Here is a 14,688-nt window from a genome sequence, read left to right as displayed (position 1 = left end):
GCCTCCTGATTCAGGAATGATTATTGGGTTTTTACGGCCACGCCATCCGCCAGCCCTTCGGGCGGACCTACAACATACTGCTCACCGGGCTCGAGCCCGGACCGGACCACCACCTCGCCGCCCGGGCGGGATCGGGTGCTGACCACCCGTCGGTAAGCGACGCCCTCCCGAACCACAAAGAGGACCGATTCGCCGCCCTGTTCAATAACGGCGCTGGACGGTACAAGAATCGTCCGCTCTGGAACGTCGGACGGCTCACGACTTTCCGATTCCAGAAAGGCAACGCGCACCCCCATATCCGGAAGAATGCGCGCATCGGTTTGCTCAAAGCCGACCCGAACTCTGACCGTCGCCTTCTGCCGATCCGCGGTAGGCACAACGGCAATGACCCGGGCGGGAATGTTCCAGTCGGGGTAGGCTTCCAGCGTAGCCTGTACCGGCTGCCCGGCGGTGACGCGCTGGATATAGGATTCGTTGACATCCACTTCAATTTCCAGTGAATGCATATCCACCAGACTGCAGATGCCGGTACGGGTGAAGCCGCCGCCAGCCGACACCGGGGAGATCATTTCTCCCGGCTGGGCATCTTTGGACACCACCACACCGGTGAAGGGAGCGCGCAATGTCAGGTCTTCGAGGTTCTGCTCCTGCAACTCCACAAGACGCTGGGCGCTGAGGACACCCGCCTCGCGGGCGGCAAGCTGAGCTTTCAATGATTGGTAGTTACTGTTGGCACGATCCAGTTCCGACTCACTCACCAGTTCACGTCGAAACAGCTCCTCGACCCGTTGTTGAGCCAACCTGGCTTCCGTCAGGCGGGCGCGGGTTTCTTCGAGCTGCGCCTCAGCCAGAGTAAGGTTGGCCTGCTCAACCGCCAGCCCCTTGCGGGCGTTACTGTCATCCAGGCGAGCGACCACTTGCCCTTCTTCTACACGCATCCCCTCCTCCACCAGCACTTCGAGTACTTTGGCAGTGACTTTGGAAGAGACGGTGGCATAACGGCGGGCGGTCACATACCCGGTCGCATCAAGAACGCTGCTGACCGCGTTGCCCTGCGGCGCAACCCGTGCCATGCGGGTTTCAACCTTGACGGGGTCGGGTCGGGCAATCGCCCAAAGGGTTCCGGCAAGCATTGCCAGGAGTATGGCGCCAGCAATCACCCAAGGCCATTTGGTTGGGTGTGAATCAGCGCCGTCATCACGATCAATACGAAGTTGGGAGAGCAGCTCACTCTTGTCACTCATCTTCATGTACCTTCCCAGGTGTTCGGGCCAAGAATCCGGGTCAGCAATTTTTGGCAGAAGTGCTTGTTGTTATCAGTATGCTTTATGCGCCATGACATCCACGACGCGCGTGAGCGCATTGGACGATAGTGTCGCACTCTGGTCCGAAAGGCACAACGGGGGAAATGTACGAAAATGTAGCCGTCGGTAAGTACTTGTTTTTACAGGGAGAGGAGACGAGCCACCGGGCGGTGGCGGGCCCCGCCCATCATTTGGGCGGGGCAGACAACACTGAAGAGGACAAGCCGATCTCAGAGCTCGGCGAGGCAGGCCTCGACAATCGCCAATCCCTCTTCCAGCACTTCATCTTCGATGGTGACCGGCATGAGGAAACGGATCGCGTTGCCGTGCATGCCACAACTGAGCAGGATCAGACCGTTTTCCTTGGCTTTTTTCAGCAACTCGGCCGCCAGGTCAGGACGAGGCTTACGACTTTCCTTGCTGTCCACCAGCTCGAAAGCGGCCATGGCGCCCAGGTTGCGGCCATTGTCCACGTTCGGGAATTTCTGCTCCCACTGGGCAAAGCGGGTGGCGAGCGTGTCACCCAGGCGCTGGCTCTTACCCAGAATGTCTTCCTGTTCGAACACTTCGAACACCGCGAGTACGGCGGCGCAGGCAGTGGGACTGCCGGTGTAGGTGCCACCCAGCGAGTTGGGACCGGAGCTGTCCATGATGGTATCGGTGCCCACCACGGCGGAGATCGGCATGCCATCGGCCATACTCTTGGCCATGGTCATCATGTCCGGCTCGACCCCACTGTGCTCAATGGCAAACAGTTTGCCCGTGCGACCAAAACCGCTCTGTACTTCGTCCACAACCATCAGAATGCCGTGCTCATCACAGATTTTGCGGATCGCTTTCAGAAAACTCGGCGGCGCGGCGTAAAACCCACCTTCACCCAGCACCGGCTCAATGAAAATGGCGGCCGTATTCTGGGGGCTGGAGTCGGTTTTCAGGGTCATTTCCAGGCCCCGCAACGCCTGCTCTTCACTCATGCCGTGATAGGGCACGGGGAACGGCGCCCGAAATACCATACCCGGCATGGGGCCGAAGTCGCCCTGATAGGGATTGACCTTGCCATTCATGGCCATGGTCATGAAGGTGCGGCCATGGTAACCGCCATCAAAACAGATCACGTTGGTTCGACCGGTGGCGGCGCGGGCAATTTTGACCGCATTCTCCAGCGCCTCCGCCCCGGAGTTGGCCAGCATCACCTTGGCATGCCCACGCACGGGGGTGTTTTCGCTCAGTTTCTGGGCCACCTTGACGTAGCCTTCATACGGCATCACGGTCTGGCAGGTGTGCATCAGTTTATCGAGCTGCGTTTTTACGGCCTCCACCACTTTCGGGTGGCGGTGCCCGATGTTCAGCACCCCGATACCACCGGCAAAGTCGATCATCCGTTTGCCATCGGCATCCCACACTTCAGCGTTCAGTGCGTGGTCGGCAAACTGTTGATTGGGGCTGGCCGCGCCGGCGGCGACATAGCGTTCTTTCAGTTCATTCAGAGTTTGGTTACTCACAATTCAATCTCCTTTGGCACCCCGAGAGGCACTCGATATCAGACTTCGGCAGACCGGTACAGCGCCTGCCCAAGATGGGTGAAATAGTCTCGAAAGGCCGCATTGATGCGCTCGCGCTGCGCGCCTTGCGGGTAGAGCCCCAAACGGGCTTCGTCGGTTTTCAGTGTGCCCATGACCAGAAAGCTGTTCTTGATCGGCGCGTCCTGCACAAACGCCTCGAACGCGCGTGCACAGAGCTCTTCCGGGAGGGCGTAATACACGGTTCCGAGCCGCTTATCCTGATCGGCCGACCGCTCGAACAGCTCGCTGGGAGCGGTGCCGGTTTCATTCAACAGTACCGTCTGGTAGCAGATACGCAACCGCTCGTTCAGCGGATGCCTCAGCGCGGCGGCATTGGCCAGCCAGGCCTTTGATCCGAAGCTCGCACCCGGCGTCGGGGCGAAGGCCTTGTCGCAAATATAATGATCAAAGGCGTGAAACCACTCATGGGCGATGCTGCCCGGCCCGGCGTTCTTGGCCAGAGCAAAGGTGTGGGTGGCGGGTTCGTAATGTGCGGCCACCCCCCGCTGCCCGCCCTGGCCATACTGCAGAGCCAGCGAACCGCGCAGCGAAATCAATGCTTCCGGTCCTTTCAGTATAGCCATCAAATCACACAGAGCATCGTAGAACAGCCCGGCGGCGCGCTGCTTTTCGGGCTCGGTGACCCAGCGGCCAATACTGATGGCGCGGAAGGCGAACCGGCGGCGAATATCCAGAAAGGAGGGTGCGGCGGGGCGTTCGCTCCCGGCCTCCTGCGACGGACCTCGGCGATGGAAGCGGCGATGAATGAGGCCAGAACCGGCCGGGGGTTGAGCGTCACGCCCGTGAGGAGATGCCATAAACCTTGTATTACTGCGAAACAGGCAGCCAGTATGGCCATTTCGGCCCGTGAACGCCACCCCGGCGGCGGATTGACTGCCACCGGAGACGATGCCTACAGGGGCCACACCCAGAGCAGTAGCGGTGTCCCGACCAGCACCACGATAACTTCCATGGGTAGCCCCAGCCGCCAATAGTCCCCAAAGCGGAAGCCTCCGGGGCCAAGAATCAGGGTATTGTTCTGGTGTCCGATGGGCGTCAGAAAGGAGCAGGAGGCACCGATGGCCACCGCCATCAGCAGGGTGTCGGGATTCACGCTGAGCACGCCGGCGCTGCTGATCGCGATCTGGCACATGACGGCCGCCGTCGCCGCATTGTTCATGAAGTCTGACAGCGTCATGGTAATCACCATCAGGAGGACTACGGCCGCGACGGCACTCCCGCCGGCGACATTTTCCAGCAGCAGCTTGGCGAGCAGGTCCGCCGCGCCAGTCGAGGCCATCACCCCCGCGACGGGAATCATGGCGGCCAACAGCACGATCACCGGCCAGTCAATGGCTTCGTACACTGAGCGTAACGGCAGCACGCCACTGACCATAAAACCGAGCACCCCGGCGGCAAACGCCACTGCGGCCGGAACCCAGCCGATGGCCGCGGCCAGGATGGCCAGCCCCATGATGCTCACCCCCAGGGCGGCCTTGCCTTTGTCCGGCACGCCAATGGAGCGCTCCGCGAGCGGAATGCAGCCAAACTCCTTGCCAAAAGCGCTGATGGCATCGCTCGACCCCTGCAGTAACAACACATCCCCGGCCCGTACCCGAATGGAGCGCAGACGCTTGACCGAGCGCTTACCCTGACGGGACACGGCCAGCAGATTGATGCCGAATCGGCTGCGCAGACGGATATCGCTGGCGCTGCGTCCAAGCAGCGTTGAGCCTGGCAGAGCCGCCCACTCCTGCAAGGCGCTGCCGCTATCGTCCCCCGAGTCCTTGTCATTTTCCTTGTCCTGTTTTTCATCTTTTGAAACGGCGTCGCCGGCATCGTCTTCCGACCCCGTGTCCACATCTTCCTCCAGCGCCAAGCCAAGGCTGGAGAGCACCGCCGAGAGGGCCTCCGGTTCCGCCTCAAGCACCAGGATGTCCCCCGCCCGCAGCACACGAGCCGGATTGGGCGCCTGGACACGCAGGTCATTGCGCACCAGCCCGACGATTTGTGCTTCATCCTTGTCAAGCAGGTCTTCCGCCTCCCGCAGCGGTTTGCCGACCACCTTGTTCTTCTCGGTTACCCGCACTTCAGTGAGGTAGTGGCCGGTATCAAAACTCTCCGCCCCCGCCGGCTCACGCCGGGGCACCAGCCGCCAGCCAATGAGCGTGATGAAAACGACACCGGTCAGCGCCACCAGAGCACCGACCGGGCTGTAATCGAACATGCGGAACGGCTCGCCACTGAGGTCGGCGCGAAAGCCGGACACAATCAGGTTGGGGGGCGTACCGATCAGGGTGGTCATACCGCCGAGAATGGTACCGAACGCCAGCGGCATCAGCACCATCCCGGGCGGGGTTTCCTGCTTACGGGCAAGCTGAATGGCCACGGGCATCAACAGGGCGAGGGCGCCCACATTGTTCATAAAGGCGGACAAAAATGCGCCCAGCGCCGTCAATAACGCGATTCCGACCGCCAGTCCAGCCTCTTTGGGCAGAAGCTTCTGGGCGAGCACATCGATGGCGCCGGTCGACTGCAGCCCACGACTCAGGATCAACACACAGGCCACCGTGATCACCGCTCCGTGACCAAAACCCGCAAACGCCTCCTGGCCGGGAATCAGCCCCGTAAAAACGCAGGCCAGCAAAGCGGCCAATGCCACCATATCGTGACGCCAGCGCCCCCAGAGGAACAGGCCAATACTGGCGGCAAGAATGGAGAGAATCAGCGTTTGATCAAGGGTCATTGAGACGCTACTCCATGGGCTCCAGACGAAGGTTATCGAGATAGATCCAGCGCGGCTCGGTCACCCCCGAAGTGAAGATCAGCAGGCGGATCATCCGGGCCAGGTTCATGGTGCGGGTCTCCGGCGCCTGGGCAATGTCTTCTAACGGAATGCGGTAGTGATTCCAGCCCGGAGCGACGTTCAGTCGTCCGTTGTACCGGTCCGAAAACAGTCCTTCATGACGGTCGTGAGTGGCGTCGTTGATCCGCAGAGTCATCCGCAGTGTGTCATCGTCCGGATTGAAAATGGACAGACTCAATGCCTGGTAACCACGCCAATCGTCCACCAGACGGGTCAGATGTGCACCGGCATAGGGGTTCTGATCCGTGCTGATCAGCCGCACCGCCAGACTGTACTCACCCTGAGCCACGGGCTGGCGGACACGCTGTACGTCGCCTTCCCAGAAGGGCACATCCCAGCGGGATTCGAAATCGCTGAGTACCGGAAACTGACGGTACTGCCGATACTCGGCCAACCCCAGCACCACGACCGACTGCAACTGCCAGAGCGCCAGCAGCGTCGCGACCGTCCGACCGGACCAGACCCAGCGTGTCGCTCGCTGACCCCAGAACAATCCGATCCAGGTTCCGATCAGATTCAGGACGATGTCCTGCCAACTCGCCTGCCGGTCTACCAGGGTCTGCAAGCCCTCAATCAGGGCACTGAACACCAGTACCACCAGCGTCAGTACCAACCACTGCCGGGGCTCCCGCAGCGGCCAGCGCCCCTGCCACCAGAACAGCAGGCAGGCAAAGAATACCCAGTGTCCCTGTTCCCAGGCCTCCCGAATGACCGGTGCGGACAGCCAGTCCGGACCGCCGATAAAAAACAGCGGGCTGGCGACCAGTACGGGAATCAATAGCCAGTCGCGATGCTCCTTCAAGCGCTGCATTCAGTAGCGGACCTCGCCCATGCCGTTGAATTGTTTGGCCAGGTTGGTGGCGTAGTTGTCGGTCATACCGCTGATGTAGTCGATCACGGCCATCAGGGCCTGATACTTATGGCGGCCTTCCCCGGCAAACACCGATGGATGGAAATTGTTGTCGCCCATCAGAGCCAGCACCCGGTTGTCCTTGTAGGTGACCTGTTTCGGGTCACCCAACAGGGCGTCAACGGCACCGCACAGGGTACTCAACAAGGTGCCGATCGTGTTGTAGGCACCGATTTCCAGTTCCACTCGTTTAGCGTGGTTGAAAATGCGCTGCTTGGCCAGATCCTTGGCGGCCTGCACGGCGGTACGGACATTATCATCGCACAGCGAAATCAGATCGCCCTGTACTTTGCCGGCCAGAAAATCCGTCCGATGCGCCATGAACGCATCGGTGCCGGAGTCAATCAATGCCTCAATCACCTTGCCCCGCAGGATGGCCGGTTTACGCCCATCATCCACTTTATTGAGATTGCGCTCCAGCTCGGGAATCTGTACCGGGGGAATCACACGGCGCAGAATTTCATAAATTTCCGGCCAACTGAGAATGCCCATTTCCAGACCGTCTTCGAGGTCCAGAATGCCGTAGCAAAAATCGTCGGCCGCTTCCATCAGGTACACCAAGGGGTGTCGGCAATACCAGTGCTCACCGAGAGGGAGCAGACCGGTGCGTTGGGCGATTTCGTGAAAGTAGTCCAGCTCGGTCTGGAAAATGCCGTATTTATTATTTTTAGGGCGTTGATTCTGGACGCTGGGTGTCGCCGTCCAGGGGTATTTGATGGAAGCCCCCAACGTGGCATAGGTCAGGCGCATGCCTTCTTCGTATTGATAGTACTCCAGCGTGGTCAGCACTCTCAGGCTCTGGGCATTGCCTTCAAACAGACGGACATCGTCGCGCTCGGCCTCGGTCAACCCCTCGAGGTAAATGCGCCCTTCTTTTTGAAACCAGTTGCGAATGGCCTCTTCACCGGTGTGCCCGAACGGCGGGTTACCGATGTCGTGGGCGAGACAACTCGACTGGACGATATCGCCGATGTCGGTGGGTACCAGCGGCTCCGGCAATTCACCCCGGGCCTGCAGCGCATTGCCCACGCGCATGCCCAGCGTACGCCCGACACAGGCCACTTCCAGACTGTGAGTCAGGCGATTGTGCACATGATCGTTGGCCGCCAGCGGGTGCACCTGGGTTTTGCGGGCCAGCCGACGGAACGCACCGGAGAATATGATTTTGTCGTGATCCGAATAAAAGGGTGAGCGCCCTTCCTCGCTTTTGGCGGGGCGCTGCCCGAGCCGCTCGGCACACAACAGTTGTTCCCAATTCATCGCCATAGCAGGTCCTCTGTACCCTTGGCCCGATTCCTTCGCAATGTACCCCATGTGTCCGGGGCGGCACAAACCAAACAATCCGTGGCCGAAGCCCCGGGCGATGCACCAGCATCGCCCAACTATCGGCGCTGCTGCCCAACCAGAGCGCACCCAAGGCCATTCCGCCACCGCACAGCCTCCTGCCCCGGCGCCACCAGGCAGCCAATAAGCAACTGATTTTAAAGCGGTTTACCGCTCAGCCGGAGCGGTGAGCGAACGCTGGCACAGTTTCTGCTGAATACCATCTTGCATACAAGATTGGCGATTAACGACGAGGAACCCCGATGACGTTACCCACCGGCTGGACGTTGAGCGAATGGCAGCATGCCTATGGCGAAGAGCAACTGAACCCCAAAACCACCCTTGGCGCGTTGCGCGATACGCTGTCGGCCGATGACCCCGCCTGGATTCATATTGTTTCGCAAGCCGAGCTGAATGCCCAGATCGATACCCTGACCTCCCCCAAAGAGCAGCCCCTGTTCGGGGTACCGTTTGTGGTCAAGGACAATATCGACGTGGCCGGCTTACCCACCACGGCGGCCTGCCCCGCCTATTCGTACACCGCCGAGCGGGACGCCACCACTGTGGCCCGGCTCAAAGCGGCGGGCGCGATTGTTCTGGCCAAAACCAACCTGGACCAGTTCGCCACCGGACTGGTGGGCACCCGTTCGCCCTACGGGACCGTGCCCAACAGTTTCAATCCCGACTATGTGTCCGGCGGTTCCAGCTCGGGCTCGGCGGTAGCCGTCGCGCGCGGCCTGGTGCCCTTCAGTCTCGGCACCGACACCGCTGGCTCGGGGCGCGTGCCCGCCGGCTTCAACAACATTGTCGGGCTGAAACCCACCAAGGGCCGGTTCAGTATTCAGGGCGTGGTGCCCGCCTGTAAAAGCCTCGACTGCGTGTCGGTGTTTGCGTTGACGGTGGACGATGCCGATACCGTGGCCTCGGTACTGGAAGGTTTCGACCCCGACGATGGTTATTCCCGCCAGCCACCGCACCCGGCCCGCTACTGGTCAAGCCTACCCCGATTCGGGGTGCCGGAGCGACACAACTGGTTTGGCGATTCCGAGGCGCAACATGCCTGGGAAGCCAGCCTGAAAACGTTGCGGGCACAAGGCGTTGAACTCGTGCCCATGGACTTCACCCCCATGCAGACGCTGGCGCAACTGCTCTACGGCGGCCCCTGGGTCGCCGAGCGCCACGCGGCTATCGCAGAATTCATGGCGGAGCACGCCGAGGCAATAAACCCGGTCGTGCGCGGCATCATTGAACAGGCACAGAACTTTTCCGCCACCGATGCCTATCGGGCGGAGTACGCACGAGCCGATCTCGCGCGCGCTATTCAGACCGCCATGGCCGAGGTCGACGCACTACTGGTGCCCACGGCACCGCGCCTGCCCACCATCGCCCAGGTCGAGGCCGACCCGGTCGGTGTCAACAGTCAGTTGGGCACCTGGACCAATTTTGTGAATCTGGCCGACTGCAGTGCCCTGGCCCTGCCCGCCGGTATTCGCGCCGACGGTCTACCCTTCGGGATCACACTGATTGCCCCCGCCTGGCAGGACCGGGCCCTCACGGATTTTGGTCGTCACTGGGAAGCCGTTGCGCCCTGGAAGCGGGGTGCAACCGACCTGCAATCCCCGGCTCCCACCGTGCCTTCAAAAGCGCCCCGGGATCACGTCCGCCTGGCCGTCGTCGGTGCGCATCTGAGCGGTATGCCGCTAAACCATCAGCTCACCGAGCGCCACGCCCGGTTGGTAGAGCGCACCCATACCGCACCCACCTATCGACTGTACGCACTGCCCGACACCACGCCGCCCAAACCGGGCCTGATCCGAACCGACGACGGGGCGAGCATCATCGTTGAGCTGTGGGATATCCCGGTCGACCAGTTCGGCAGCTTTGTCGCCCTGGTACCCGCGCCCCTGGGCATCGGAACCCTGACGCTCAAAGACGGACGCGAGGTCAAGGGATTCATCTGCGAAGGCACCGCCGTGAAGGGCGCCCAGGACATTACCGAACTGGGGGGCTGGCGCACTTTCATTGAGTCCGGAGATTGAGGCCACACTGAACGCGCCACTCGACCAACGCCCTATCCGGCCCGAACCCATACGTTGATACACGGAGAACACACATGTTTCACACCGTCCTGATCGCCAACCGCGGGGAAATCGCGGTTCGCATCGCCCGCACCCTGAAAACCATGGGCATCAAATCCGTCGCCGTCTACTCCGACGCCGACCGCAACAGTGCCCACGTGGATGCGGCCGATGTCGCCATTGCCCTGGGCGGTGAGAGCGCCGCCGACAGTTATCTCAAGGTGGATAAAATTCTGGCGGCCGCCCAAGAAACCGGAGCCCAGGCCATCATTCCGGGCTACGGCTTCCTGTCCGAAAACGCAGACTTCTGCGAACAGTGTGAAGCCGCCGGTATCGCTTTCTGCGGCCCCACGCCCCAGCAGATTCGCGAGTTCGGTCTGAAACACACCTCCCGGGAAATTGCCGAGAAAGCCGGCGTGCCACTGACTCCCGGTACAGGTCTGCTCGACTCGCTGGACGACGCGAAAACCGCCGCCGAACGCATCGGTTATCCGGTCATGCTCAAAAGCACCGCCGGTGGCGGTGGTATCGGTCTGACCCGTTGCGATAATGAGGCCGCACTCATTGAGGCGTTCGAAAGCGTGAAACGCCTGGGCCAGAACTTCTTCAGCGACAGCGGCGTTTTCCTGGAGCGTTTTGTCGACAATGCCCGTCATGTGGAAGTGCAGATTTTTGGCGACGGAAAAGGCAGTGTGCTCGCACTTGGAGAGCGGGACTGCTCACTACAGCGTCGCAACCAGAAGGTGGTGGAAGAAACCCCCGCCCCCAAGCTGCCCGCCGCCACCCGGGAAAAACTGATGGCCGCGTCGGTGAGCTTGGGCGAGGCGGTGAATTACCGCTCGGCCGGCACCGTGGAATACATCTACGACCCGGTGCGGGATGATTTCTACTTTCTGGAAGTGAATACCCGCCTGCAGGTGGAGCACCCGATCACCGAAGCCTGCACCGGTGTGGATCTGGTCGAGTGGATGGTCCGGACCGCGGCGGGGGAAGCGCCGGACCTGAATCAGACGATCGAGCCCAAAGGCGCGGCCATTGAAGTGCGCGTCTACGCCGAAGATGCCGTCCGGGACTTTCAACCTTCCCCCGGTACGCTCACCGATGTCCACTTTCCCGAAAACGCCCGGGTTGACACCTGGGTGGCCACCGGCACCGATGTGTCGCCCCACTATGACCCGATGATCGCCAAGATCATCGTCACCGGTAAAGACCGGGCCGAGGCCATCGCCAATATGGTGGCCGCGCTGAACGAAACCCGCATGGCCGGCATCGCCACCAACCTGGATTATCTGCGCCAGATTGTGGCCTCGGACTTCTTTGCCTCCGGCGATGTGGCCACCAACAAACTGGCCAGCTTTGAGTACCAGCCGCCGGTGGTGGAGGTCATGCAGCCGGGCACCTACACCAGCATTCAGGATTACCCCGGTCGGGTCGGTTACTGGGGCATCGGCGTGCCCCCTTCCGGACCGATGGATGACTACGCGTTCCGCCTGGCCAATCGCATTGTGGGTAACCACGAGCACAGCGCCGGATTGGAGTTTACGATTGTCGGCCCCAGCCTGCGCTTTCATACCGATACCGTCATCGCCCTGACCGGTGGCCGCTCCCCGGCAACGCTCGACGGCGAAGCCATTGAATTCTGGCAGCCGGTCGGAGTGAAAGCCGGGCAAGTACTGGAGGTCGGCAAGGCCGTCAACGGCTGCCGGACTTACCTCGCGGTGCGCAACGGCTTTGATGTGCCCGAATACCTGGGCAGTCGCTCGACCTTCGCATTGGGTCAGTTTGGCGGCCACGCCGGGCGCGTTCTGCGCGCAACGGATATGTTACGAGTAAGCGACCCGGCGCTGCCTGCCTGCACCACGGCGGCGCCCACCCATTCACCCCAACCCTGCCCCACCGCACTGATTCCCGAGTACGCAGAGGAATCCGACGAGGGCCCACGGGAATGGCATATCGGCGTGCTTTATGGCCCCCACGGTGCCCCGGACTTTTTCAAGGAAGAATCCATTGAGATGTTCTTCAATACCGCCTGGGAGGTGCACTACAACTCCAACCGCCTGGGCATCCGGCTCAATGGCCCCAAGCCGAGCTGGACCCGCAGTGACGGTGGGGAAGCGGGCTTGCACCCGTCCAATATTCACGATACTGAGTACGCCGTCGGCTCGATCAACTTCACCGGGGATATGCCGGTAATTCTGACCAAAGATGGCCCCAGCCTGGGCGGCTTTGTCTGCCCGGTGACCATTGCCAAGGCGGAGCTGTGGAAAGTCGGCCAGGTCAAGCCCGGCGATAAACTGCGCTTCAAACAGCTGAGCTTTGATGAAGCGCTGGCCATGGAAAAGGCACAGGATAAGGCGATCGCCGATCTGTCCGGGCCTGAACCGTTGGGTGATTTCACGATTCCTGAACCGGATCATTCACTCTCTCCCTGCATTCTTGCCGCCCTGCCGGCCGCCGAGGGGCGGCCCGAAGTGGTTTACCGCCAGGCAGGCGACAAATACATTCTGATGGAGTACGGCCCGCTGGTCATGGACCTGCGTTTCCGGTTGCGGGTACACGCCATGATGGAAGCTCTCAAGGAAAAACCCATTGACGGCATTATTGAACTGTCACCCGGTGTTCGCTCGTTACAGGTGAACTATGACAGCCGGGTTCTGCATCAGCGTGAACTGGTGGCGCAGCTGCTGTCCATCGAAGAGACACTGCCGCCCGTAGACCAGATGCGTGTGCCCAGTCGCATCATTCACCTGCCGATGGCGTTCGAAGATTCGGCGACACTCGAAGCGGTGGCCAAGTACCGTCAATCGGTGCGCGATACCGCCCCCTGGCTGCCGAGCAATACCGAGTTCATGCGCCGGATCAACGGGCTGGAGTCCATCGATCAGGTACGCGAGGTACTGTTCAATGCCAGCTACCTCGTACTGGGGCTGGGAGACGTTTACCTGAGCGCGCCCTGCGCCGTGCCCATCGACCCCCGTCATCGACTGCTGACCTCCAAGTACAACCCCGCGCGCACCTATACCGCTGAAGGTACAGTCGGTATCGGCGGCGTTTATATGTGCATCTACGGCATGGATTCCCCCGGCGGCTATCAGCTCGTGGGCCGGACACTCCCAATCTGGAACAAGTTTCTGAAAAGCCCGGTATTTATCAATGGTGAGCCCTGGTTGCTGCGCTTTTTCGATCAGGTGCGCTACTACCCGGTCACCGAAGCCGAACTCACCGAGCAGCGCGAAGCGTTTCGTGAGGGTCGCCTGAGCATCGACATAGAGGACACCTGGTTCGATATCGCCGAGCATGAACGTTTTCTGGAAGAGAACGCTGAAAGCATCGCTGCGTTTCAACAAAAACAGCAGGTCGCGTTTACGGAGGAGGTCGCGCTCTGGCAGGCCGGTGAGGAAAAACAGGTGGAAGCCGCTCTGCAGGCCGGCCCCGCCATTGACCCGAACGATGTGGACGGTCATGCCGTGACCGCCGACATCAGCGGCAACATATGGAAATTGCTGGTAGAGCCGGGACAATCGGTGGAGCCGGACCAACCATTGCTGATTGTGGAGGCGATGAAAATGGAATTCTCCATCTACGCCGACCGGAAAGCCACCGTCAGTGCCGTGCATTGCGCCCCCGGGAAACCGGTGAATGCGGGCGACATCCTGATGGTACTCGAAGAATAATCAACGCCTGCCTCGGGGCAAATATGAGGCAGATGACGTATTGCACGCTTCATTTGAGTGCACGCCCGGGAGCGCCTATGAGCGCTCCTTTTTTTCGCTTTCAATAAAACCTGTTGTTTTCTCAGTCACTTATCGGATTTCACCGCCAAATTTCGAGTTTGGCACAGTTCCTGCTGAATACCATCTTGCATACATGATCATATTCAAGGCGGACAGTAGTGAATCAGAAATCGGATCGTCCCAGTTTGACAGAGCGGGTCTACAGCGCATTGAAGCAGGAAATTTTCGATTTCCTGTTGCTGCCCGGGGACCGGTTCACCGAAAGCGAAATCGCACAACGCATGTCCGCCAGTCGCACACCTGTGCGTGAAGCGTTGACGCTCCTGCAGCGGGAAGGTTTTGTCGACGTGATGTTCCGGGCGGGCTGGCAGGTCAAGCCCTTCGATTTTGAAAAGTTTGATCAGCTGTACGAGTTGCGCATCGTGCTGGAGCAGGCAGCGGTCAGGAAGCTCTGCGAAATGGAGGCCAAACCGGACCTCGACGCACTCAAGGACTTCTGGCTGGTTCCGGTCGGCGAACGACTGGACGACGGTCCGACCGTGAGCCTGATGGATGAGCGCTTTCATGTGCATCTGGTGGAAGCCTGCGGTAACGAGGAGATGGCCCGGGTCCATCACAATATTACCGAACGGTTGCGGATCATCCGGCGTATCGATTTCACGCAGCGACCGCGCATTGAGGCAACTTACCAGGAACACGCGAAGATCCTGCGCACCATCATCAAGCGCCGCGCAGACGAAGCCCAACGGCTGCTGAAAAACCACATTGAAGAAAGCCAGGCCGAAGTCAGAAAAATTACCTTGCACATGTTGCACGAAGCCCGTCAGGGACATCAGCTACCGAAAGTCCCCAGCCCCTGACAGACTACCCGATTTCAGGAGAATGTACGCCACTGTACGCACAACAGGATG

9 protein-coding genes are annotated in these 14,688 nt (G+C 60.6%); 3 read left to right on the top strand and 6 right to left on the bottom strand.

Annotated features, from left to right (window positions below; translation table 11 throughout):
- Nucleotides 1–20: 20 nt before the first annotated feature.
- The 6 genes from OOT55_RS17500 to OOT55_RS17475 form a co-directional block, all read right to left on the bottom strand.
- On the bottom strand, nucleotides 21–1,244 hold the full coding sequence (locus OOT55_RS17500; RefSeq protein ID WP_265367106.1) for an efflux RND transporter periplasmic adaptor subunit: 1,224 nt from the start codon (nucleotides 1,242–1,244) through the stop codon (nucleotides 21–23).
- A 290-nt stretch (nucleotides 1,245–1,534) separates the two neighbouring features.
- Entirely contained in the window at nucleotides 1,535–2,806 is a 1,272-nt protein-coding gene (gabT, locus tag OOT55_RS17495) for a 4-aminobutyrate--2-oxoglutarate transaminase (protein WP_265367105.1), read from the bottom strand.
- Between the two features lie 38 nt (nucleotides 2,807–2,844).
- On the bottom strand, nucleotides 2,845–3,684 hold the full coding sequence (locus tag OOT55_RS17490) for a CLCA_X family protein (protein ID WP_265367104.1): 840 nt from the start codon (nucleotides 3,682–3,684) through the stop codon (nucleotides 2,845–2,847).
- 95 nt (nucleotides 3,685–3,779) lie between these two features.
- Nucleotides 3,780–5,612, bottom strand: a complete 1,833-nt coding sequence (locus tag OOT55_RS17485; RefSeq protein ID WP_265367103.1) for an SLC13 family permease — start codon at nucleotides 5,610–5,612, stop codon at nucleotides 3,780–3,782.
- Nucleotides 5,613–5,619: 7 nt separating this feature from the next.
- On the bottom strand, nucleotides 5,620–6,543 hold the full coding sequence (locus OOT55_RS17480) for a hypothetical protein (protein ID WP_265367102.1): 924 nt from the start codon (nucleotides 6,541–6,543) through the stop codon (nucleotides 5,620–5,622).
- The gene (locus OOT55_RS17475) at nucleotides 6,544–7,908 is read right to left on the bottom strand and encodes a deoxyguanosinetriphosphate triphosphohydrolase (RefSeq protein ID WP_265367101.1); all 1,365 of its coding nucleotides are present in this window, start codon (nucleotides 7,906–7,908) and stop codon (nucleotides 6,544–6,546) included.
- Between the two features lie 320 nt (nucleotides 7,909–8,228).
- Here OOT55_RS17475 and atzF point away from each other — a divergent pair, with 320 nt between their 5' ends.
- From atzF to OOT55_RS17460, 3 genes are all read left to right on the top strand, one after another.
- Entirely contained in the window at nucleotides 8,229–10,004 is a 1,776-nt protein-coding gene (atzF, locus tag OOT55_RS17470) for an allophanate hydrolase (RefSeq protein ID WP_265367100.1), read from the top strand.
- A gap of 74 nt (nucleotides 10,005–10,078) precedes the next feature.
- On the top strand, nucleotides 10,079–13,717 hold the full coding sequence (gene uca / locus OOT55_RS17465; RefSeq protein WP_265367099.1) for an urea carboxylase: 3,639 nt from the start codon (nucleotides 10,079–10,081) through the stop codon (nucleotides 13,715–13,717).
- A 218-nt stretch (nucleotides 13,718–13,935) separates the two neighbouring features.
- A complete protein-coding gene (locus tag OOT55_RS17460; protein WP_265367098.1) occupies nucleotides 13,936–14,637 on the top strand; it encodes a GntR family transcriptional regulator in 702 nt (233 codons plus the stop codon).
- Nucleotides 14,638–14,688 lie beyond the last annotated feature (51 nt).

The sequence above is a fragment of the Marinimicrobium sp. C6131 genome (assembly GCF_026153455.1).
In the GTDB taxonomy this organism is placed as follows: domain Bacteria; phylum Pseudomonadota; class Gammaproteobacteria; order Pseudomonadales; family Cellvibrionaceae; genus Marinimicrobium.
Note: the sequence above shows the minus strand (reverse complement) of the source record. Positions and strands in the feature narration are given on the sequence as shown.